The organism is Pseudomonas sp. MS01C9, assembly GCF_058202755.1.
The window spans coordinates 4,735,359-4,756,483 of sequence record NZ_CM177073.1 but is presented as its reverse complement, the minus strand read 5'-3'; the positions used below and the strand labels follow the sequence as shown (position 1 = coordinate 4,756,483).

Here is a 21,125-nt window from a genome sequence, read left to right as displayed (position 1 = left end):
ACCCGAATAAGGATCGAAACCATGACCTCCGTAGTCGACGCCGTACAAAAGATGAAAGCCAAGTTCAACGCCGAAGCCGCCAAAGGCCTGGACCTGGTGTTCGGTTTCAACATCACCGATGAAAACAAGCAGTACGCCCTCATCGTCAAGAACCAGACCTGTGAATTGCAGGAAGGTGAAAACGCCGATGCCAACTGCACACTGGTCATGGACAGCGAAACCCTCAAGGGCATCGTCAGCGGCGAAACCGACGGCATGCAGGCCTTCATGGGTGGCAAGCTGCGCGTCGAAGGCGACATGATGCTGTCGATGAAGCTGTCCGAACTGTTCCCGGCCTGAGACCAGGCGCCCTCGCGGGCGCTGCCCGGCTGCCAACGAATCCCGCCCCCAGGCGGGATTCGTGTTTCTGCCTTCCCGAGTCTCCCAAGGCACACAACCTTGATCCTCGTCAGTTCACCCTCGCCCCTCAGCCGCTAACTTGACGCCTCCATCAAGGCCAGGGACGGCTCATCGGGAGCCTGTGCCCGTTCATCTCAAGGAAAGAGACCCATGCCCGCACTGAAGATCATTGTGCTGTCGACCGCGTTCAACGGCCTGACCCAACGCGCCTGGCTGGACCTGCGCGAGGCCGGTCATCGCCCCAGCGTGGTGCTGTTCAGCGATGACGCCACGGTATGCCGGCAAATCGAAGAGAGCCGCGCCGACCTGGTGATCTGCCCGTTTCTCAAGGACCGGGTGCCGGAACGGCTGTGGCGCAACGCCCGCCGTCCGGTGGTGATCATCCACCCTGGCATTGTCGGCGATCGCGGTGCCAGCGCCCTGGACTGGGCCATCATGCGGCAAGCCGAACGCTGGGGCGTGACGGCATTGCAGGCGGTGGAGGAAATGGACGCCGGACCGATCTGGGCCACCAGCGAGTTCAAGTTGCCCGAAGGCCTGCGCAAGTCCGAACTGTACAACGGCCTGGTGAGCGATGCGGCCATCCGTTGTATCCGAGAGGTCGTGGAAAAGTTCGGCAATGGTTTCGTCCCGGTGCCCCTGGACTACAACCGCCGTGACGTGGTCGGCCGCCTGCAACCGAACATGACCCAGGACGACCGGACCTTCAGCTGGCATGACAGCACCGCATTCATCAAACGCTGCATCGATGCCGCCGACGGTCAGCCAGGCGTGCTGGCAAGCCTGGCCGGTGGCCAGTTCTATCTCTACGACGCCCATCCGGATGTCCGCCGAGGCCTGCCTGGCGCGCTGCTGGCCGTGCGTGACGATGCGGTGCTGGTAGCCACCGGTGATGCGAGCCTGTGGATCGGCTCCCTGCGCCGCAAACCGCAGCCCGGCGAACAGAATTTCAAGCGACCGGCGCGCCATGTGCTGGCCGGGCAGCTGGACGACGTCCCGGTGCTGGACGGCTCGCTGGCCCGGCGACCCTTCAGCGACGAGGCCTACCAACCCATCCGTTATCGCGAATGCGGCCACGTAGGCGAGCTGACGTTCGAGTTCTACAACGGCGCGATGAGCACCGAACAATGCCGGCGGCTGATAGACGCTCTGCGCTGGGCCAAGTCCCGGGATACCCGGGTGCTGTTGATCCGGGGCGGACGCGGCAGCTTTTCCAACGGTGTGCACCTGAACGTGATCCAGGCCGCCGCCGACCCCGGCCTGGAGGCCTGGTCCAACATCCAGGCCATCGATGATGTCTGCCTGGAGTTGCTGAGCGCCCGGCAACTGGTGGTCAGCGGCCTGACGGGCAATGCCGGGGCTGGCGGCGTGATGCTGGCCCTGGCGGCCGATATCGTGTTGGCGCGCAGCGACATCGTGCTCAATCCCCACTACGCGACCATGGGCCTCTACGGCTCCGAATACTGGACCTACAGCCTGCCCCGGGCGGTCGGCCCGGACATGGCCTGGAAGCTGACCCAGGAGTGCCTGCCCATCAGCGCCCGGCAGGCGTTGCGTTATGGCATGGTCCAGGAAATCGGTCCGCGCTGCCCCGACGAGTTCGGCCTGTGGCTGTTGCAACGGGCCAACGGCGCCTGGCTCGATCCGGCGTATGAGGCCATCCGGGTCCGCAAGGCCGAACGGAGCTTGCCGGCGATCCAGGCGTGTCGTGACGGCGAGTTGAAGGAAATGCACCGCGACATGGTGGGCAATCGCCGCGGCTTCGCCGAGAAATGCCGGCATTTCGTGTTCAAGCGCAAGGCCTGCGGTACGCCTGAGCGCCTGGTCGCGCCATGGGCCCGGGCGACAGAGGCCGAAGCCGCCCGGTGACTGCCGGTATCGGGGAAGCGGGCCAGCTCTTACAATGCCCGCTTCCCCTGCATCGGCTTGAACATGGACATCGACCTCGCCCGTACCTTCCTGGAAATCGTCCGTCACGGCAGCCTCGCCGCCGCGGCGGACAAGTTGCATGTCACCCAGACGGCGATCACCGCCCGGGTCCAGAAGCTCGAAAGCCAGTTCGGCTGCGCGCTGTTCGTGCGCAATCGCGCCGGCGCACGCCTGACCCCCGACGGCGAGGCGTTCGTCGTCTACGCCAATCAACTGGTGCAGACCTGGGAGGCGGCTCGCCGGGACCTGCCGTTGCCCGAGGGCTATCGCAATGTGCTGCACCTTGGCGGCGAGGTCAGCCTGTGCAATCCGTTGATGCTCGGTTGGGCCCGGGAACTGCGCCAGAAGATCCCCGGACATGCCTTGCGCATGGACATCCGCGACGGTGAAAAACTGTTGCAGCAACTGGAACTGGGCCTGCTGGACGCGGCAGTGGTGTATCAACCCGAGTACTGGCCACGGCTGCAGGTGGAACAGCTGCTGGAGGAAAAACTGATCCTGGTGCAATTGGCCAGTTGCCCCGAGCCCTACGTGTACATCGACTGGAGCAGCGACTTCCGACGCCAGCACGACACGGCCCTGCCGGACAAGGCCAAGGCCGCCGTCACCTTCAACCTCGGCCCCCTGGCCCTGCAATACATCCTGGAGAACGGCGGCAGCGGCTACTTCCGCACACGCGTGGTCCAGAGCTACCTGGACAGCGGCATCCTTGAGCGGGTCCCCAAGGCGCCGGAATTCAACTACCCCACCTACCTGGTCTATTCCCGGGATCGGGATTCGGCGGCGCTACAACAAGCGTTCGAAGTGCTGCGGGGCATCGTCAGGGCCGGCAGCGACTGGTCCCAGCGCTGGGATCCGCTGAGCTGAAGCATTGCGGTGCAGACGTGGAAAGGGCCGCTACGCGGCCCTATGGAGTAAAACCCTCGCCACCGGATTATGTCTTCAAGTGCCGCACGATTTCGTCCTTGATCATCAGTCGCTCCTTCTTGAGGATTTCCAGGTCTGTGTCAGGCATTCCCGCAGATGTCGGCTTCTCGGCCTCGACAACCTCGGCGTCGAGTCGGGAGTACTTTTCAATCAACGAATTCAACCTTGGATTCTCGCTGCGCTTCTGCTGGATCTCGTCTTTTGTGCAAGCAAGATCCTGGCACAAATCATGGGGCACCGGCATGGAACACCTCCTTTGGTGGTTCGGTGGCAAACGCCTTTGCGGCGCTCGTCGATTATCAGGATGGCCTCCACAAGCGGGTTCTGTCGACCGCCAATCCGACCGACGGTGACCGTTCGTCGTACCGTAGCGCTTTGCAATCAAACCTTTGGCCTCGCGTCGCTCTCCATTGAACAGTGACATCAAGATCACTTGTACAACCTGTTCGGAGACATACCTATGGACGGATTTACCCTGCGTCAACTCGGCCTGGCAGTTGCCCTGAGTACCAGCATGGGCATGGCATGGGCCGCGAGTTCCAATGACTTTGTCGACAACGCGGCGGCCGGTGGCATTGCGGAAATCGAGACCAGCAAGCTGGCACTGCAAAAAAGTGCCTCGGCGGACATCAAGGAGTTCGCCAACAAGATGATCGCCGACCACACCAAGGCCAACCAGGAGCTGATGTCGCTGGCCAAGAAACACGACATCGAGGTGCCGGACGAAACCACCCTCATGAAGAAGGCCAAGGCCAAGATCCTTGAAGTGCGCGATGAGTCCTTCGACGCCGCCTATGCCAACAACCAGGTCATGGCCCACGAAGAAACCATCGCCCTATTCAAGAAAGAAGCCGAGACCGTGACCGACGACAAGAAAGCCGGTAACACCGAACTCAAGGCGTTCGCCCAGAAGATGCTGCCGGACCTGCAGCACCACCTGGAAATGGCCAAGAAACTCCAGGCCGCACACCCCAGCAAGTAGGCTTCCTGGCCGTGAATAAAGAAGGGTCGTCCTCGCATTGAGGGCGACCCTTTTTTTGCGCGGCTCGATCAGCCGCCGTCGTTGTCGATATCGGCGTCGGTGCTGTCGCCGGGTTTCGGCCGGTCAGGATCGGGCTTGAAACCCGGGCTGAAGGTGTTGTCGTTATCCTGGTGGCGTTTTTTCTGATCGACCTCCTCCGCGGCGCTCTGGGCCTGGTCCGCTCCAGCCGGGCTGACCGGGCTGGCGCCGGGCACCTGGGGATCGATGGCCGGATCATTGCGCGGCGACGGAGTCTGCGTCTGACCTTGTTGCTGAGAGTTTGCGCGATCGTCGTTCATGGACACCTCTTCATGGCAGAGGCCGGGTCGATGACCGGCCTTGTTCATTCGAAGGGAACGCAACGGCTTCGGTTCCATTTGTTTGTGCGGGCAGCATCAGCCGCCTAGCAGCGACCGGACCATCCGGGTCAACGCATCCGGCCCGTAGGGTTTGCTCAGCAGATGGGTATCGGGGCTCAGTTGATGGTTGCGCGAGATGATGTCCCGCGTGTGGCCTGACGTGAACAGCACGGGCACCGGCGGGGTCTGCACCTTGGCCCAGGCCGCGAGGTCGGAACTCTTGATCAGGCCTGGCATGACCACGTCGGTGAAGATCAGGTCCACCTTGACCCCCTCGAGCAGCAACTTCATGGCGGCATCGGCATTGGCGGCCGTGAGGGTTCGATAGCCGGACTGTTCCAGCAACTCCACCGATGCACTGCGCACCGCGTCATTGTCTTCCACCACCAGGATCGTCTCCTGCCTGCCGGGCTGCAGCGAGTAGTGGTGCGTCTGCTCGCCGGCTTCAGGCTGATAGCTGCGAGGAAAATACATCTGCGCCCGCGTGCCCTTGCCCGGGTCGCTGGCGATCTCGATATGGCCACCGCTTTGCTTGACGAAGCCGAACACCATGCTCAGCCCCAACCCGGTGCCCTGGCCATCGGTCTTGGTGGTAAAGAACGGCTCGAATACCTGGCTGAGGATCTCCGGTGGCATGCCGATGCCACTGTCGATCACCGACAATCGCACATAGTCCCCCGCGCCGATGCCTTTGCCGGCACAGGACGATTCGTCGAGCACGATGTTCTCGCCCAGTATCCGGATGGTGCCCTCGCCGCCCATGGCATCGCGGGCGTTGATCGCCAGGTTCAGCAAGGCGTTTTCCAGCTGGTTGCGGTCCACGTGAATGCACCAGGGTTCGTCGGGCAGTGTCACTTCGATCCGGATGGTCTCGCCCAGGGCCCGTTGCAGCAATTCGCCCAGGTCGTCGTAGATGCGCCGGGGGTTGTAGACCGCCGGTGACAAGGGCTGGCGACGGGCGAAGGCCAGCAGTTGCGCAGACAGCTTGGCGCCCCGCTCCACCGCCTCGATGGAGGCGCTGATCCTGCGCTGCACATTGTGATTGTCCGGCTCGTGGCGAGCCAGCAGGTGCAGGTTGCCGGCGATCACTTGCAGCAGGTTGTTGAAGTCATGGGCTACACCGCCGGTGAGTCCGCCAATGGCCTCCAGCTTCTGGGACTGGCGCAACTGCTCTTCAGCCGCCAGTCGCGCCTGGACCTCGTCGGCCACCCGCTGCTCCAGGTCACGCGTGAACCTGAGCAGGGACGCCTCGGCGGTCTTGCGTTCGTTGATGTCGATCAGCACGCCGGGAAAACGCAGAGGGGCGCCCGAGGCATCGAACTCGCATCGACCGCTGGCCTGCACCCACAGGTCGTCGCCTCCAGGGCCTCGTACCCGGTATTCGGCATTGAAAGGCGCCCCGGTGCGCAACGTCAGTTCGACCCGCTGGTTAAGTTCATCGAGGTCATCCGGGTGGATACGCTGCCGGGCAATATCGATGGGCAATGCTTCCAACGGCGTGTCTGGCGGATAGTTGAACGTACGGGCAAAACGCTCGTCGCCGGACAGGGTGTCGGCCTGGACGTCCCATACAAACGAGCCCAGCAGCGGCCCGGCCGATAGGGCCAGCTGGATGCGTTCGTTGACCGCGCGGTAGCTGCGTTCCGCCTCCTGGCGGGCCCGCTCCGACAGGACCAGCTCGGTGGTTTCCACGACAATCGCCAGCACGCCGGCCGGGGCCTGGTCATCGTCCGGCACGGGGCTGTAGAACAGGTCCATCCACACGTCTTCGGGCTTGCCGTCACGCAGCAGGACCAGTTCCTTGCTGCGGTAGGACAGCGTGCCGCCGGCCAGGCAGACATCCAGTACGTGGCGATTGAACTCGGCCACTTCCGGCCAGCCCAGTTCCACCGCGCAGCCCAACAGGTAGGGATGACGCCCACCGGCGAATTCGGCATAGGCATCGTTGTAGATCATGAAGCCCTGGCGTCCCCATAGCATGACCATCGGCAAGGGCGACGCCAGCAATATCTGCACAGCGCTGCGCAGGCTGGCGGACCACTGTTCGATAGGGCCCAGCTCGGTCCGGCTCCAATCGAACGCCCGGATACGCCGGGCCATTTCACCGTCCCACCCGGGACATCCATGAGGCTGGGATAAGAACTGCATGGGTCGACTCTGAACCTCGAATAGCTGCTGGGAATCGGCGTATCGCGAGCCCCTTGTGCTCAGAGCTTCGAGCACGAGGATGGCGTTTGGTTTCATGCCGGGGTGCCATCGCCGATTGGGGTAGCGAGGGAACTCAGCGAAAATCGCGGCTACGCACGTTGATGCCTGCCAGCAGCCCGGTCAAGTCGCTCAGGCGCCCGGCGATGAGGTGGCGGACCTCGCCGACACTTTCCCAGCGCCCATCGACCTTGAGCAACTGCGACCCCACCAGCACTTTGCGCTGGCGCTCCGCCAGGTCGCGCCAGACCACCACGTTGAGATTGCCGAATTCATCTTCCAGGGTGACGAAGGTCACGCCACTGGCCGTGCCGGGACGCTGGCGGCCGGTCACCAGGCCGGCGACGCTGACGTTGCGCCCATGCTCCACCTCCTGCAACTCCCGGGAGCTGCGACAGCGGCGGGCACGCAGTTCGGGGCGCAATAAAGCCAACGGATGAGGCCCCAGCGTGGTGCCGAGGGTCGCGTAGTCGGCGAACAGATTTTCCCCCACCGATGGCTTGGGCAGACTCACCGGCGGCTCTTCCTGGTTGGGCAAACCGGCAAACAGACCCAGTTGTTTCTGCACTCCGGCCACTTCCCAGCGAGCGCGATGACGATCACCGGCCAGGCCGCGCAAGGCTCCGGCGTCGGCCAGTTGTTCGAGGGCCCGGGTATCGAGTTGCGCGCGCTCGCCCAGATCGGCCACGTCACCGAAAGCCCGCTGTCGGCGAGCCGCTTCGATACGCCGGGCGTCCTCCTCACGAAAGCCCTTGATCTGGCGCAAGCCCATGCGGATCGCCGGTTGCCGACCTTCCAGAGGTTCCAGGCTGCAATCCCAATCACTGGCTCGCACGTCCACCGGACGGATCTGCAATTGATGGCGGCGGGCATCCTGCAGGATCTGGTCCGGACTGTAGAAACCCATGGGCCAGCTGTTGATCAGGGCGCAAGCGAATGCCGCCGGTTCGTGGCATTTGAGCCAACTGCTGGCGTAAGTCAGCAACGCGAAACTGGCGGCATGGGATTCGGGAAAGCCGTAATTGCCGAAGCCTTTGATCTGCTCGAAAATCTGCGCAGCGAATTCAGCGGTGTAACCGTTTTTCTTCATCCCGGCAGCCAGGCGTTCCCGGTGGGGCTCCAGGCCGCCGTGACGTTTCCAGGCGGCCATGGAGCGGCGCAACTGGTCCGCTTCGCCGGGGGTGTAGTCGGCCGCGACGATGGCGATCTGCATGACCTGTTCCTGGAACAACGGAATGCCCAGGGTGCGCCCAAGGACCGTCTTCAGTTCCGGTGAAGGGTAAGTAACGGGCTCTTCATCATTGCGGCGTTTGAGGTACGGATGAACCATCCCGCCCTGGATCGGACCGGGGCGCACGATCGCCACTTCGATCACCAGGTCGTAGAAATCCTTGGGCTTGAGCCGAGGCAACATGGCCATCTGCGCCCGTGACTCGATCTGGAACACGCCGATGGTGTCGGCGCGGCTGATCATGTCGAATGTAGCCTTATCGTCATGAGGCAGGCTGGCCAGGGTGTAGCGTTGCCCCCGATACCCCTCGATCAAGTCGAAACACCGCCGGATCGCACTGAGCATGCCCAGGGCCAGGATATCCACCTTGAGCAGCCCGACCGCGTCCAGGTCATCCTTGTCCCACTGGATGATGGTGCGCTCGGCCATGGCGGCGTTTTCCACCGGTACAAGGGTATCCAGGGGCTGTTCGGAAATCACGAAGCCGCCGGGGTGCTGGGACAGATGCCGGGGAAATCCGATCAGTTGCCGGGTCAGCCCCAATACCCGCTGCAGCACCGGACTGTCCGGGTCGAAACCGCCCTCGCGCAAGCGCTCCAGCGGCGGCGCTTCGTCGCTCCAGCGCCCGCAACAGTCGGCCAGGGCGTTGATCTGGTCCGGCGGCAGGCCCAGGGCCTTGGCGACGTCCCGTACCGCCCCCGCACCGTGGTAGCTGCTGACCACTGCCGTCAACGCCGCACGATGGCGACCGTAACGGCGAAACACGTATTGCAGCACTTCTTCACGACGCTCGTGCTCGAAATCGACATCGATGTCCGGCGGCTCATTGCGCTCCCGGGACAGGAATCGCTCGAACAGCAGGTTGGTCCGGCCGGGGTCGATTTCGGTGATGCCCAAGGCATAGCACACCGCCGAGTTGGCCGCCGAACCGCGCCCCTGACAGAGAATGTGCCGCTCCCGAGCGAAGCTGACGATGTCCTGCACGGTGAGGAAGTAGCTGTCGTAGCCCAGCTCGGCGATCAGCTCCAGCTCCGTCTCGATCTGCCGCCGGACCTTGTCATTCACGCCGCCCCCCCAGCGCTTGCGCATGCCCCGCTCGGTCAGCTCGCGCAACCAGGATGTCGGGTCATGGCCCTCGGGAACCAGTTCATGCGGGTATTGATAACGCAGTTGACCGAGGTCGAACGTGCAACGCCGGGCGATGTGGAGGGTTTCATCGAGCAAGGCGCGGGGATAGAGCCCGGCCAGATCCTTGCGGCTGCGCAAGTGGCGCTCACCGTTAGGGTGCAGGCGCTGCCCGGCCTCGGCCACCGTGACGTGGTAACGAATGGCGGTCATGGTGTCCTGCAAGGCCCGACGGCCACGCACGTGCATGTGCACGTCGCCCGTGGCGACAGCGGCGAGCCCGAGGCGCCCGGCCAGGGCCAGCAAGTCCGCCAGGCGCTGGCGGTCGTCCTGCCCGCAGTGCAACTGCACCGATAGCCACAAGCGACCGGCAAAGATCGACTGGAGCCAGCGGCCCTGGGCTTCGGCATCGTTGCCATCGGGGACCCACAAGGCCAGCAGCCCGGGCAAGGGTTCGTCGAAATCCTCGCGCACGATGCGATAGCGCCCCTTCTCGCTGCGGCGCCGGGCGCGGGTGATCAACCGGCACAAGGCCTGGTAGCCCTCCAGGTTCTCCACCAGCAACACCAGTTTCGGACCATGCTCCACCTGGATTTCGCTGCCGACGATCAGGTGCAGGTCCAGCTCTCTGGCCGCCTGCCAGGCACGGACGATGCCGGCCAGTGTGCATTCGTCGGTGATCGCCAGGGCCCGATAGCCCTGCTCCTTGGCCCGCCGACACAGCTCCAGGGCGCTGGAGGCGCCGCGCTGGAAACTGAAGTTGGACAGGCAATGCAGCTCGGCGTATTCGACAGTCATGCGAACCAGCCCTGCAGCCACAGCGGCCCGCCCTCGCCCACTGGTCGATAGGCCCAGCCTCGTTGCCCGGCACGGGTTTCGACGAGGTAGTAGTCGCGACGCACATCGGCACCGTCCCACCAACCGGACTCGATGCGTTCCGGCCCCATGAGGATGCGGGCCTGGCTCTCCGACAGCATCTGGCATTCGTCCAGCAACCAGCCGGGACGCTGCGCGCCCACGGGGCAGGCCTCGACGCGGGGCTGAGGACTCATCTGCCAGGCGCACTCGGGTCGATGATCGTCACGAAACCCCAGGCCCAGCACCGCCTCATCGCCCAGCCGCGCCCGCAGCCGCTCACGCAGCTGTTCCCAGGGCAGTGACTGCTGCGGTCGCTCGTCGAACAGTTCCAGGCGCTGGGGGACGAATGACGGCAGATCTTCGGCGCACAAGCGAAAGCCGCGCACCGGGGCCTGGACCTGCACCTGTTCCAATCGGCCACGGGCCAGCTCGAAAAGCATCGAAGGGTCCCGCTCGGCGCTGAGCAGGCCGACCTTGATCACCGTGTCCGCCAGCCCGGCGTGCTCCAGATGCAGGTCGAACCGCTGCACGCCGCTGTCGCGGCCACAGAGGAAAGCCGACAGGTCACCGGTCAATCGACGCAAGGGGAACAGCAACGCCTGATGGGACTGGACGTCATAGTTGAGCTCGATGCGCACGTCGAAGCGGTCCGGCGGCAAGTAGAACGACAGCGCCAGGGTACGACTGCCCACCAGGGCGTCGAGGTGCTTGAGCACCTGGGCGTCAAAGCGACGCGCCAGGGTGTGCCGGGGCAAGGCCTGGACTTGGCTCAGGCGACGCAGGCCCATACGCGACAAGGCCGTGGCGACATCGGGCGCCAGGCTGATGCGGTCCACCGGCATCTGCCCCAGGTATGCCTGCAAGGTCTCGCCATCGGGTACCACCAGGGCGTCATAGGCATTGGCCAGAACCCGAGCCGCCACCGGGTTCGGAGCCGCGACGATGCGATGCCGAAAGCCCAGTTCGGTCAGCTCGGCCCGCAACCGGGCCTCGAATACCGGCCAGGTCCCGAACAGGCCCAGGCTCGACTCGATCTCGAACAGCACCGTGCGCGGATAGTGCACGCTGACCTGGGAACTGAAACGGTAGGCCCAGGCTGCCAGGAACTGTTGCCAGTGTTCGATCTGTGCCGCGTCGTATTCGGCGGTGGCAAAGCCTTTGCTCAGGGCCTGGGCGGCGGTCATGCTCTGGCCGGGACGCAGGCCCAGGGCCCGGGCGGGCTCGTTGACCGCGCGCAGCACACGTCGCTGGGCGGGACCGCTCAGCAGGGCCAGGGGCTCCTCGGGATCGGGGCGCTGACGCAGCGCGGCGTCCAGCGCCAATTGTGGAAACAGGATACAGACCCAGCGCATCGCAACCTCAATGCTCTGTTGGTGAGTACGGGGTAAAGGCTATCGGCGCCGGACGGGCCAGCCCGCCGCGACACTTGAGCACGCGCAATTGCCCGGGCCGGGCATCGATGGCAATGCGCAGGGCCGCCGGGGACGGATTGACGGCTTCCTGGATCGAGCGCCAGGCGAACGCCAGGGTCTGGCCGGTTTCCGCCGCCACCTGCAAACGGCGCAGGGCCCGGTCATCGGCCTGGCGGGGCCAGCACAGGACCGCGCCACAACAGCCTGAGCGCAGGCACTGTTCGGTGGCCCACAGGGCATCGCGCTCATCGGCCCGGATCACCGATAACTGGCGCAGGTCGACTCCGGCGTTCTGCCAGGCCTGGGGGTAAGGCACGAACGGCGGCGCCACCAGCACGATCCGCTCCCCTGCCGCCGACAGTCGGGCCAGGGTCGGCCATACCAGCTGCATCTCACCGACCCCCGGCGCGGCCAGGAGGATCTCCGTCAGCGCTGACTCCGGCCAGCCGCCACTGGGCAATGCCGCGTCCAGTTCGGCATGGCCGGTGGGCTGTGGACTGGCGGCCGGCGGCGCAGGCCGGCCCTTCCAGACCTGGCCGCCATTGAACAGCGTATCCAGCGCAACGACCGCGCCCATCAGCCTTGCCTCAAGAGGCCACAGAACACCCCTTCGATGGCCAGGTCCCGGTCGGCTTCGACAATGATCGGCTGATAGGCCGGGTTGCGTGGCAACAGACGCACCTGTTCGCCGACTCGCTCGAAGCGCTTGATGGTGACTTCACCGTCGAGCCGGGCTACCACGATTTGCCCGTTGGAGGCCTGGGGCGTGCGTTGTACCCCCACCAGGTCGCCGTCGAGAATGCCGTCCCCGATCATCGAGTCACCCTGGACCCGCAGCAGGTAATCGGGGGCCTTGGAAAATATCGCCGGGTCGAGCATCAGACGGTCATGGACTTCGGCATCGGCGCCGATGGGCAGGCCGGCAGCCACTCGTCCCAGCACCGGCACGTCCAGCAGTTCGGGACGCGGCGACTGGTTGAGCAACCGGATGCCCCGGGCCTGGTGTGGGTTGACTTCGATGAAACCGGCTTCGGTCAACGCCAGCACATGCTTGCGCGCCACGCTCCGGGAGGCGAAGCCGAAGGCCTCGCTGATTTCAGCGAGGCTGGGAGGCTGGCCCTGATCGGCGATACGGTCGCGGATGAACGTCAGGATGGCGGCGCGGCGAGGAGTGAGAGTCGTCATGGAGTACATTTGTACTCCTGCGGGATTTTCCTGACAAGCGCCGCCAGTCAGTTCACACCATCGACACCCGTGCCAACCTTCTGCGGGCCCCCTGCGAAAGCAGTGCCCCAGCGGCAGGACTCAAAGCCGGGCCTCGGCACCTTCGCTGCGAAACGCGCTGGGGCTCATGCCGGTCCAGCGCCGGAAGGCGCGGCGGAAGCTGCGCACATCGCTGTAACCGACTTCCTCGGTGATCCGCTCGATGGACAGTTCGGGATTGGCCAGCAGGTTCAGGGTCCGGCCGCGACGCACCTGTTCGAGCAAGGCCTCGAAGGTCAGGCTGTGTTCGGTCAGGCGCCGACGCAGGGTACGACTGCTCATGTTCAGGTCCCCAGCGATTTTCTCGATGTGACTGCCCCGGGTCAGGTCCCGGGCGATGGCCCGTTCCACGGCCTGGATCAGGTCGATCTTGCGGTGGACCTCGGTGGCCTCCTGCTCCAGCAAAGCCAGGGCCTGGCGCAAAGCCAACGGATGATGGTTGGGCAGGCGCACGTCCAGCCAGCGGACATCGATGAGCATGCGATTGTAGCGGCAACCGAAACGCACCTCCGGTCCCAGGATCCGCTGGTACTGCGTGGCATAGGACGGTGCGGCATGCATGAACTCCACGGCCTCGGGCTTGAAATCCGCTCCCGCCAGTGCCCGGCCATAGACCATCAGGCTGGCGAAGAACTCCTCGACCGCGAACACCTGGACCTCGGCGAAAGGCAACCGGCAGCTCGCCTCGACCATGATCCGGCCCGGGGCCTCTTCGACACTGGTCACCGCGATACCGCCGGTGGTGTGCTGGTAGCGCACCCCCAGGGCGAAGGCATCGCGCAGGGTTTCGCACAGCGACAGGACATGCCCCAGCAGGCCCAGGGTGCCCAACACATTGCGATCGCCGACCCAGAGGCCCAGCCCCTGGTCCGGCAATAGCTTGAGTGCCCGCTGGATCATGAGGGCGGCCTGGCGATAGGAAATACGCTGGGCAGGGTCCTGCAGATCGTCAAGGCCGAACCCCAGCCCGCGACACAGGCCGGCCGCATCGAAGCCTTTGTCCGTCACGACTTCGGCCAGGGTCTGCAACAGGAATGGCGATACCAGTGCCAATTCGTAGGTAGGGTCGATGACTTTCTGCATGGGCGGGGTCCGGAGCACGTTAGGAGGCGTTTTTGTAACCGGTTGTTTCATGAACGTTAGCATGAGCCGATGCAATGGGGGATACGAAATGTGGCCGCCCAAGTCCCCTGTGTGGCCGCCAATACCCTGCCCTCTCGATGACGAACGGCTTATTTCTATGGCTCGGACTTTCGGTGCACCCCAACAATAATAACGAGCTCGCCCATGAACCCGATCCGCACGCGATTCGCCTTGCAAATGACCCTGGGCCTGGCCTGCGCCAGCGCCCTCCCGGCCCAGGCCACTGAGACCGGCGTCGATAACATCGGCACCGGCACCGATGGTTTTTTCGTGTTGCCGCTGGACGTCGACAACCTTCCCGACCACATGTTCGCGTTCAACCTGTACTACAACCACTACAAGGCCCGGAAATTCAACATCAGCTCATTGGGCGGCGAAGTCCCCGATGTGGAGATCGAATCCACGGCGGTGGTGCCGCGTATCGACTACCTGAGCCCGCTACGGGTGGCAGGCGGACGGTTCGGGATCTATGTCGCCCAGCCCTGGCTCAAGCAGGAAGTCTCGGTGTTCGGCCTGCAGGACACCCGGGAAAGCATGGGCGATACCACCATTTCCCCCATCGTGCTGTGGGACATGGGCAAGAACCTGACCTTGGCCGCCGCGGTGGAAATCACTGTGCCGACCGGCGAATACAGCCCGGATCGCCTGGCCAACACCAGCACCAACTTCTACACCTACAAGCCGCTGTTCTCCTTCACCTGGCTGCCCACGGAGAGAACCGAGGTGTCGATGAAGACCACCTACAGCTTCAATCGTGAGAACAAGGACACCGACTACCGCTCGGGGCAGATCTTCCACTTCGATTATTCCGTCAGTTACCTTTTGACCGATAACCTGCGGTTAGGGCTCAACGGCTATTACCTCAAGCAGACCACCGACGACAAACAGTACGGGCGCACCGTGCAGTTCGCCGGACAGGACGTGGACGATGGGGTGCGCGGCCAGGTATTCGCCATCGGCCCGGCGCTGCACCTGACCTTTCTCAAGTACGCCAGCGCCGAGATCCGCTGGGCCAAGGAGTTCGACGTGCAAAACCGACCCGAAGGCGAGATGCTCTGGGCCAAGATCAGCATTCCGTTCGAGCTTTGATTGTCGTCGGTCACCGCCGCTGGGATCTGCCCGCTCGCCACAGCGAGTCGACCAGTGCGTGAACACAAGAATGTTCCGGGCTGGTCGCCAGCCGGCTCGCTTCACAACAAGCTGCGCTGTCAGGCATAGACCGGCCAGCTCTCGACGATCCGTCCCCCGCGCACCGCCAGCAGGTCGCCGAATTGCAGCAGCACCGACTCGGTCTGGGTCGGCCTGAGGAACACCTGGTCTTCCAGCCCCAACCCAACCGTTTCGGAACCGTTGACCATTTCCTGGTTCGAGCTGCGGCCATAGAGGCTGTTGCTCTTCAAGCCAGGTGGCGATTCGAGGTCGGCCATCCAGTTACCGCCGTAGATGAAAAACGTGGCGCGCTGGTTCACGTCCCACCAGGCAAGAATCCGCGACTTGTCATCCAGCGCCGGGATGTTCACCGCACCGGTGCGCTTGAGTACCGGCGTGGCGATATAGGCTGCCGGCACGTGATCGGTCAGTGACGGCAAATCGTAATGACTGGGCTTGAGCATGGCCGTGCCCACCGACACTTCGGTGCTCAGGTTCTCCCGTTCATGCAAGCGGTAGCTGGGGCTGCCGGCGGTGTTGAGTGTCAGGCGTGGATGCCAGAGGTCGGGATAGCGCAAACGAACGAAATCCACCCGTGCCTGGTAGATCGCCATGACCCGGGCCAACAGCGTCTGCGGGCTGGCCACCCACTCGGGCACGCCCATGCCCACGAACGGGTCGTAGCCCATGAACCCGGCGAACTCCAGCTGTTGCGGGTGGGCACGGATCAGCTTGAGCATCGCGTCCAGGGAGGCTTCATCCCTCACCCCGCCCCGATGCAGGCCCACGTCCAATTCAATATTGATGCGCATGCGCGTACCAAGCCCCTGGGCCAGGCCCCGGTATTGCTCGAGACGTTCGGGAGTGTCCAGCAACCATTGCAACTGGCGCGAAGGATCGAACGCGCCCTTGTGAAGCTGGTAGAACAACTCGACGGAACGCACCGGCAGGGGTTTGCCCAGAAGAATATCGGCCTCGGGGAACTGCTGCGCGTCGTGGTTGAGAAACGGCTGATGGAACGACATCAATCGTCGGGTTTCGGCGCGCCGACCGATGTATTCCAGCAACCCGGGGGCCGGCAGGGATTTCTCCACCAGCCGCAACTGCTTGCCGGCACGCCGGACCGACGCCTTGACCACATCGATGTTGTGATCGAGTCGATCCAGGTCGATCAGCATGACCGGCCGCATCGGGCCGCGGTCCTTGAGCTCGCGGTTCAACTGGCGGAAATAATCGCTGTAGGCGCCGCCACGATCCGTCGGCCGTAGCCAGGCCCCGACACCGGCCAGCAACACCCCGGTGCCCAGCGTACCCATGAGGAAACCACGGCGATTGAAGCTCATCAGCTCACCCCCAGAATCGATGAAAGATGCCCGTTGAGAAACTTCCCATCGGGGTCCAGGGCCTGGCGCACCTGAGCGAATTCATTCCAGCGCGGGTATAGCGCCTGGAGCGTCCTGGCGTTGAGAGAATGCAATTTTCCCCAGTGCGGACGCCCCTGGTATTTCCAGAAGATCGGCTCGATGGCGGCGAAGAAATTGTGGTGATCCATCTGGTAATGCTGATGCACCGAGATCGAACAACTGTCGCGGCCTTCGAACATGCTCAAGGCAATGTCGTCGGCCTTCACGTAACGGTATTCGATGGGAAACCAGGTGCGCAGGTCCTTGTCGCGAATCAGCGCGAGGATCTCCCGCAGACACGCCGGGCCGTGTTCGGCCGGCACCGAATATTCCATTTCGTTGAAGCGCACGGTACGGGCATTGGCATAGATGTCATAGGAATCGCCCACCCGGTCGTCGAAGTCGGCCACCAGCCGCAGGCTGTTGAGCAGGGTCCGGCGGGTGGCCGGAAAGTCGCTGCCATACTTGTCGAGCTTCTCGATCAGGGTAACGAACTCATTGCCGCCCTCCTCTTCGGGGCTGACGGGCGGCGTGGCCGGGTCGGTGGTTTCGTTCAGGGCAATCGACAGCGCATAGTCGGAATGAGTCACCACCTGCATTTCCCAGTGCTGGTTGTCGCGGGTATTGGTAGGCACGTCTTCCAACAACTCTTCGGTCCTGGCCACCCATTGGCGCTCGCGCAGCCGATACGCGGCACGATTCTGCAGGCGCACCCGGGTGACCAGCCCCAGTGCGCCAAGGGATACCCGGGCCGCCTGGAACACGTCGGGATGGCGCCTGGCATCGCAATCGAGCACCTCGCCACGGGCCGTCACCAGTTGCAGGCCCACCACCTGGGACGCATACGAGCCAAAGGCCTTGCCGGTGCCGTGGGTCGAGGTGGCAATCGCCCCTGCCAGGGTCTGGTAGTCCACGTCCGCCATGTTCAACAGCGCCTGGCCGACGGCCTTGAGTGCCGGCCCCATGCGGGACATGGGCGTACCGCCGCCGAACTCGGCCTGCAGGCTGGCGGCGTCATGATCCAGCAGGCCGCTGAAATGGCTCAGCGACAGCAGGGTCCCATCGGTGGGCACCAGCGCGCTGAAGGAGTGGCCGGAGCCCACCGGACGAATCCGCCCCTCGGCCCGTTTCACCAGCTGCACCAGCTCATCGAGGTCCTTGGGCGCCAGGCGCGCCGCCGGCAGGCAGCTCTGTGCCCCGGACCAGTTGCGCCAGGGGATCAGGCGCGGGGCCCGTATCAGGTCCGCCAGTGCGCCCTGGCTGCCCAGGGCCGTGAAGGCTGCGACGACGCCGGCCTGCTGCAGCAAGCGACGCCGTGAAAAATCCATCGTCATGCCGTGGCACCCGTTCTGGTCATTGGAATTGTTGGCCGGACATGAAGGCGATCAGGGCCAGGAACTGCTCTTCGGAACAGTGCATGCACAGCCCCATCGGCGGCATGCCGTTGTAGCCGTTGATCGCGTGATCCAGCAGGGTATCGGCGCCCTGGGCCACACGAGGGGCCCAGGCCTGGGTGTCACCGGTCAGGGGAGCTCCGGCGCCGGGATTGGCATGGCAGACCTTGCAACTGCTGTCGTAGATCTGCGCCAGCGTCGCGTCGGCGGGCATGGCCGAGAAGGTCGTGGGCGCGGGTGGCCGGGCTTCTTCGCCGCACCCGGCGAGCAGAGCGCCGAACAGCGCGATGGAGGCGACGTTGAGCAGCGATAAAGATGTTCTTGCCGACATAAGGCCCTCTTGCGGCGCAAGGATCGCGCCTTTCTTGTTGTGGGTCTGGCGGCTCCCACACTAAGGCAGGTCGGCGTGTCGGCTTGAGGTCATTGGGGGCCACAAAAGGGACTTGGGCGGCCAGCGCTGGAGACTCGATTACTGTGGCAAGGGTATTCATCTTCGTTGGGGCGCGTAGCGTCCCCGATGTGTCGCCTTGGCGTTGCAGGTAGACATTTTGAACTGCTGCGCAGCCCAGCGGGATCAATCCACTCGCCACAGGTACTGCCTGGTCAGGGCAGCAGCAGCCCTTGCTCGCGCTCGCACAGCTGCACCACGTAATCCCACAGCACCCGCAGGCGCACGGACTTGTGCAGTTCGCGACGGGTGCTGATCCAGTAGCTGCGGCGGATGGTTTCGTCGGGCAGCAAGGGCACCAGCATCGGATCGTCGCTGGCCATGTAGCACGGCAGCACCGCGATACCGAGCCCCGAACGCGCGGCCTGTTGCTGGGCGATGACGCTGGTGCTGTGGAACACCACCCGAGGGTTGCGGCAGAAGCTGTTGAGGAACATCAGCTCCTGGCTGAACAGCAGGTCGTCGACATAACCGATCCAGGCATGACGCCCCAGGTCTTCGCGACTGCGCAGCGGCGGCGAGCGATCCAGGTAGGCCTGGCTGGCGTACAGCGCCAGGCTGTAGTCGGTGAGCTTGCGGGTCACCAGCAGATCGGCCGCCGGCCGTTCGAGGTGGATACTGATTTCCGCTTCGCGGTTGAGAATGCTGACGAACCGCGGCACCGCCACCAGCTCCACCTCCAGCCCCGGGTACCGCTGGAACAGGCTGTCCATGCGACTGGCCAGGAACATGATGCCCAGCCCTTCGGTCACCCCCAGGCGGATCTTGCCCAGGGGCGCGCTGGACTGGGTGATGTCCTCCTGGGCCAGTAATGCCACGTTCTCCATGGCCTCGGCGTGCTTGAGCAACGTCTCGCCGGCCGGGGTCAGTTCATACCCCTGGGCGTGCTGGACGAACAGCGCGGTGCCCAGGCTCTTCTCGATGGCCTCGATATGCCGGGCCACCGTCGCGTGGGTGGTATTCAGGCGTCGCGCCGCCGTCAGCAGGCGGCCGCTGCGTTGCAGCTCCAGGAAGTAGCGCAGGTCATTCCAGTCGAACATGAACGCTCCAGGTCTCGATTGTGCGCAGCTGCTGTCTATAAACGCACAGCCACTGCTTAAAAACTAACATTCTTTTAACGAAAACTAACAACTAGGATGGGACCTACAAGAACAAAAAATGAGGTCGCGGATGCAACCTGTCGTCGATGAATACGATTACGTGATCGTGGGCGCCGGCCCCGCCGGATGCCTGCTGGCCAACCGACTCTCGGCCAACCCGCAACACCGTGTGCTGCTGCTCGAAGCCGGCGCGCGCGACAACTACCCCTGGATCCACATCCCCGTGGGTTATCTGTTCTGCATTGGCAACCCGCGCACCGACTGGTGCTTCAAGACCGAAGCCCAACCCGGCCTGCAAGGACGCGCCCTGAGCTATCCAAGAGGCAAGGTGCTGGGGGGCTGCTCCTCCATCAACGGCATGATCTACATGCGTGGCCAGGCGGCGGACTACGATGGCTGGGCCGCCGAAGGCAATAGCGGCTGGGCCTGGAAAGATGTGCTGCCGCTGTTTCGGCAGAGCGAAAACCACTTCGCCGGCGACTCCGAACTGCACGGCGCCGCCGGTGAGTGGCGGGTCGAACGCCAGCGCCTGTCCTGGCCGATCCTCGACGCCTTCCGCACCGCCGCCGAACAGAGCGGCATCCCCAACCTCGACGACTTCAATGGCGGCGACAATGAGGGCTGCGGTTATTTCCAGGTCAACCAGAAGGCCGGGGTCCGCTGGAACGCCGCCAAGGCCTTTCTCAAGCCAGTGCGTCAGCGCTCCAACCTCACGGTACTGACCGAAGTGGAAGTCGACCGCGTACTGCTTCGCGACGGGCGGGCCCATGCCGTCAGCGCCCGCTGGCAGGGCAAGGGCATGAATTACAAGGCGCGCCGGGAAATCGTGCTGTGCGCTGGCGCCGTGGGCTCTCCGGCGATTCTGCAACGCTCGGGGATCGGCCCGCGCAACCTGTTGCAGCGGCTGGGCATCGGCGTGGTCCATGAACTGCCCGGCGTGGGTGGCAACCTGCAGGATCACCTGCAACTGCGGTTGATCTATCAGCTGGAAAACGCCCGCACCCTGAACCAGATCGCCGGCACGTTGTGGGGCAAGATGGGCATGGGCCTGCGCTATCTCTATGACCGCAGCGGTCCCTTGTCCATGGCTCCCAGCCAATTGGGCGCGTTTGCCCGTTCAGGGCCGGAACAGACCTCGGCCAACCTCGAATACCACGTTCAACCGTTGTCCCTGGAGCGTTTCGGGGAGCCGCTGCACACGTTCCCGGCCTTCACCGCTTCGGTCTGCGACCTGCGCCCGCAAAGCCGTGGTCGGGTGGATATCCGTTCGGCCGACCCGCGCGAAGCCCCGGTGATCCAACCCAACTACCTGAGCCACCCGCAAGACCTGCGGGTCGCCGCCGACGCCATTCGCCTGACCCGCCGCATCGTCGCCGCCCCTGCCCTGCAAGGCTTCAAACCCAAGGAATATCTGCCGGGGCCCAACCTGCAGACGGAAGAAGAACTGCACCAGGCCGCCGCCCGTATCGGCACGACGATCTTCCATCCAGTGGGTACCTGCCGCATGGGCCATGACCAGGACGCGGTGGTGGATGCACAGCTGCAGGTTCATGGCATCGCCGGACTGCGCGTCGCCGACGCCTCGATCATGCCGCGCATCACCTCGGGCAACACCTGCTCGCCGACCCTGATGATCGCCGAGAAGGCGGCGCAGATGATGCTCAACCCGGCCACGAGGAACATCAGCACCCAAGAAGAACCTGTCACGGCCTGAAGAACAGGTCACTCTCCAACCAGCGGGGTGAGTCGATCCAAGAAG

At 64.2% G+C, this 21,125-nt stretch carries 19 protein-coding genes; 6 read left to right on the top strand and 13 right to left on the bottom strand.

The features are described 5' to 3' along the window. Positions 1-21 precede the first annotated feature (21 nt). The 3 genes from AC1M7R_RS21715 (at position 22) to AC1M7R_RS21705 (ending at position 3,195) form a co-directional block, all read left to right on the top strand. On the top strand, positions 22-339 hold the full coding sequence (locus AC1M7R_RS21715) for an SCP2 sterol-binding domain-containing protein (protein WP_072394353.1): 318 nt from the start codon (positions 22-24) through the stop codon (positions 337-339). Positions 340-549: 210 nt separating this feature from the next. Continuing rightward, positions 550-2,268 (top strand): hydrogenase maturation protein, encoded by a 1,719-nt coding sequence (locus AC1M7R_RS21710; protein ID WP_490609907.1) that lies wholly within the window; start codon positions 550-552, stop codon positions 2,266-2,268. A 63-nt stretch (positions 2,269-2,331) separates the two neighbouring features. Then, positions 2,332-3,195 carry a LysR family transcriptional regulator gene (locus AC1M7R_RS21705; protein WP_092179625.1) on the top strand — a complete coding sequence of 288 codons (864 nt, stop codon included), beginning with the start codon at positions 2,332-2,334 and terminating at the stop codon, positions 3,193-3,195. A 67-nt stretch (positions 3,196-3,262) separates the two neighbouring features. On the opposite strand, the gene AC1M7R_RS21700 is transcribed toward AC1M7R_RS21705, so the two are convergent. After that, positions 3,263-3,499, bottom strand: a complete 237-nt coding sequence (locus AC1M7R_RS21700) for an HP1242/YdcH family protein (protein WP_072394344.1) — start codon at positions 3,497-3,499, stop codon at positions 3,263-3,265. A 216-nt stretch (positions 3,500-3,715) separates the two neighbouring features. Between AC1M7R_RS21700 and AC1M7R_RS21695 the strand changes: the two genes are divergently transcribed. Beyond that, positions 3,716-4,237, top strand: coding sequence for a DUF4142 domain-containing protein (locus AC1M7R_RS21695; protein ID WP_072394341.1), 522 nt, complete (start codon positions 3,716-3,718; stop codon positions 4,235-4,237). Positions 4,238-4,305: 68 nt separating this feature from the next. Here the strand turns inward: AC1M7R_RS21695 and AC1M7R_RS21690 are convergent, their stop codons facing one another. The 7 genes from AC1M7R_RS21690 to AC1M7R_RS21660 all read right to left on the bottom strand — a co-directional run bounded on the left by AC1M7R_RS21690 (position 4,306) and on the right by AC1M7R_RS21660 (position 13,812). Continuing rightward, positions 4,306-4,575, bottom strand: a complete 270-nt coding sequence (locus AC1M7R_RS21690; RefSeq protein ID WP_490609906.1) for a hypothetical protein — start codon at positions 4,573-4,575, stop codon at positions 4,306-4,308. Between the two features lie 96 nt (positions 4,576-4,671). Continuing rightward, complete coding sequence (locus AC1M7R_RS21685) at positions 4,672-6,783, bottom strand: ATP-binding protein (RefSeq protein WP_092179623.1); 2,112 nt, start codon at positions 6,781-6,783, stop codon at positions 4,672-4,674. A gap of 133 nt (positions 6,784-6,916) precedes the next feature. After that, on the bottom strand, positions 6,917-10,015 hold the full coding sequence (locus tag AC1M7R_RS21680; RefSeq protein ID WP_165887607.1) for an error-prone DNA polymerase: 3,099 nt from the start codon (positions 10,013-10,015) through the stop codon (positions 6,917-6,919). Next, on the bottom strand, positions 9,991-11,406 hold the full coding sequence (locus tag AC1M7R_RS21675) for a Y-family DNA polymerase (protein WP_072394331.1): 1,416 nt from the start codon (positions 11,404-11,406) through the stop codon (positions 9,991-9,993). Before AC1M7R_RS21675 ends, AC1M7R_RS21680 begins: the two co-directional genes overlap by 25 nt. 7 nt (positions 11,407-11,413) lie before the next feature. Continuing rightward, positions 11,414-12,043 (bottom strand): translesion DNA synthesis-associated protein ImuA, encoded by a 630-nt coding sequence (imuA, locus tag AC1M7R_RS21670; protein WP_072394329.1) that lies wholly within the window; start codon positions 12,041-12,043, stop codon positions 11,414-11,416. Then, a complete protein-coding gene (gene lexA / locus AC1M7R_RS21665) occupies positions 12,043-12,660 on the bottom strand; it encodes a transcriptional repressor LexA (RefSeq protein WP_072394326.1) in 618 nt (205 codons plus the stop codon). Before lexA ends, imuA begins: the two co-directional genes overlap by 1 nt. 111 nt (positions 12,661-12,771) lie before the next feature. Next, on the bottom strand, positions 12,772-13,812 hold the full coding sequence (locus AC1M7R_RS21660; RefSeq protein WP_072394323.1) for an AraC family transcriptional regulator: 1,041 nt from the start codon (positions 13,810-13,812) through the stop codon (positions 12,772-12,774). Between the two features lie 204 nt (positions 13,813-14,016). Here AC1M7R_RS21660 and AC1M7R_RS21655 point away from each other — a divergent pair, with 204 nt between their 5' ends. Next, positions 14,017-14,961 carry a SphA family protein gene (locus AC1M7R_RS21655; RefSeq protein ID WP_072394320.1) on the top strand — a complete coding sequence of 315 codons (945 nt, stop codon included), beginning with the start codon at positions 14,017-14,019 and terminating at the stop codon, positions 14,959-14,961. 119 nt (positions 14,962-15,080) lie between these two features. Here the strand turns inward: AC1M7R_RS21655 and AC1M7R_RS21650 are convergent, their stop codons facing one another. The 5 genes from AC1M7R_RS21650 to AC1M7R_RS21630 form a co-directional block, all read right to left on the bottom strand. Beyond that, positions 15,081-16,337: a DSD1 family PLP-dependent enzyme gene (locus AC1M7R_RS21650; protein ID WP_231991148.1), complete on the bottom strand. Its 1,257-nt coding sequence runs from the start codon at positions 16,335-16,337 to the stop codon at positions 15,081-15,083. A 26-nt stretch (positions 16,338-16,363) separates the two neighbouring features. Then, on the bottom strand, positions 16,364-17,758 hold the full coding sequence (locus AC1M7R_RS21645; RefSeq protein WP_072430439.1) for a D-arabinono-1,4-lactone oxidase: 1,395 nt from the start codon (positions 17,756-17,758) through the stop codon (positions 16,364-16,366). 19 nt (positions 17,759-17,777) lie between these two features. After that, positions 17,778-18,149, bottom strand: coding sequence for a c-type cytochrome (locus AC1M7R_RS21640; RefSeq protein ID WP_072430438.1), 372 nt, complete (start codon positions 18,147-18,149; stop codon positions 17,778-17,780). A gap of 156 nt (positions 18,150-18,305) precedes the next feature. Beyond that, a complete protein-coding gene (locus tag AC1M7R_RS21635) occupies positions 18,306-18,365 on the bottom strand; it encodes a hypothetical protein (RefSeq protein WP_442961967.1) in 60 nt (19 codons plus the stop codon). A 56-nt stretch (positions 18,366-18,421) separates the two neighbouring features. Next, the gene (locus tag AC1M7R_RS21630) at positions 18,422-19,306 is read right to left on the bottom strand and encodes a LysR family transcriptional regulator (RefSeq protein WP_072430437.1); all 885 of its coding nucleotides are present in this window, start codon (positions 19,304-19,306) and stop codon (positions 18,422-18,424) included. Between the two features lie 130 nt (positions 19,307-19,436). Here AC1M7R_RS21630 and AC1M7R_RS21625 point away from each other — a divergent pair, with 130 nt between their 5' ends. Then, positions 19,437-21,080: a GMC family oxidoreductase gene (locus AC1M7R_RS21625; protein WP_072394306.1), complete on the top strand. Its 1,644-nt coding sequence runs from the start codon at positions 19,437-19,439 to the stop codon at positions 21,078-21,080. Positions 21,081-21,125 lie beyond the last annotated feature (45 nt).

What these genes read in the sequence shown, in the direction of transcription:
- AC1M7R_RS21660 (WP_072394323.1), bottom strand. Translation starts at nt 13,812, where the DNA reads ATGCAGAAAGTCATCGACCCTACCTACGAATTGGCACTGGTATCGCCA.
- AC1M7R_RS21650 (WP_231991148.1), bottom strand. Translation starts at nt 16,337, where the DNA reads ATGGGTACGCTGGGCACCGGGGTGTTGCTGGCCGGTGTCGGGGCCTGG.
- AC1M7R_RS21675 (WP_072394331.1), bottom strand. Translation starts at nt 11,406, where the DNA reads ATGCGCTGGGTCTGTATCCTGTTTCCACAATTGGCGCTGGACGCCGCG.
- AC1M7R_RS21700 (WP_072394344.1), bottom strand. Translation starts at nt 3,499, where the DNA reads ATGCCGGTGCCCCATGATTTGTGCCAGGATCTTGCTTGCACAAAAGAC.
- AC1M7R_RS21710 (WP_490609907.1), top strand. Translation starts at nt 550, where the DNA reads ATGCCCGCACTGAAGATCATTGTGCTGTCGACCGCGTTCAACGGCCTG.
- AC1M7R_RS21625 (WP_072394306.1), top strand. Translation starts at nt 19,437, where the DNA reads ATGCAACCTGTCGTCGATGAATACGATTACGTGATCGTGGGCGCCGGC.
- AC1M7R_RS21705 (WP_092179625.1), top strand. Translation starts at nt 2,332, where the DNA reads ATGGACATCGACCTCGCCCGTACCTTCCTGGAAATCGTCCGTCACGGC.
- AC1M7R_RS21645 (WP_072430439.1), bottom strand. Translation starts at nt 17,758, where the DNA reads ATGACGATGGATTTTTCACGGCGTCGCTTGCTGCAGCAGGCCGGCGTC.
- AC1M7R_RS21685 (WP_092179623.1), bottom strand. Translation starts at nt 6,783, where the DNA reads ATGCAGTTCTTATCCCAGCCTCATGGATGTCCCGGGTGGGACGGTGAA.
- AC1M7R_RS21715 (WP_072394353.1), top strand. Translation starts at nt 22, where the DNA reads ATGACCTCCGTAGTCGACGCCGTACAAAAGATGAAAGCCAAGTTCAAC.
- AC1M7R_RS21630 (WP_072430437.1), bottom strand. Translation starts at nt 19,306, where the DNA reads ATGTTCGACTGGAATGACCTGCGCTACTTCCTGGAGCTGCAACGCAGC.
- imuA (WP_072394329.1), bottom strand. Translation starts at nt 12,043, where the DNA reads ATGGGCGCGGTCGTTGCGCTGGATACGCTGTTCAATGGCGGCCAGGTC.
- AC1M7R_RS21640 (WP_072430438.1), bottom strand. Translation starts at nt 18,149, where the DNA reads ATGTCGGCAAGAACATCTTTATCGCTGCTCAACGTCGCCTCCATCGCG.
- AC1M7R_RS21695 (WP_072394341.1), top strand. Translation starts at nt 3,716, where the DNA reads ATGGACGGATTTACCCTGCGTCAACTCGGCCTGGCAGTTGCCCTGAGT.
- AC1M7R_RS21655 (WP_072394320.1), top strand. Translation starts at nt 14,017, where the DNA reads ATGAACCCGATCCGCACGCGATTCGCCTTGCAAATGACCCTGGGCCTG.
- AC1M7R_RS21690 (WP_490609906.1), bottom strand. Translation starts at nt 4,575, where the DNA reads ATGAACGACGATCGCGCAAACTCTCAGCAACAAGGTCAGACGCAGACT.
- lexA (WP_072394326.1), bottom strand. Translation starts at nt 12,660, where the DNA reads ATGTACTCCATGACGACTCTCACTCCTCGCCGCGCCGCCATCCTGACG.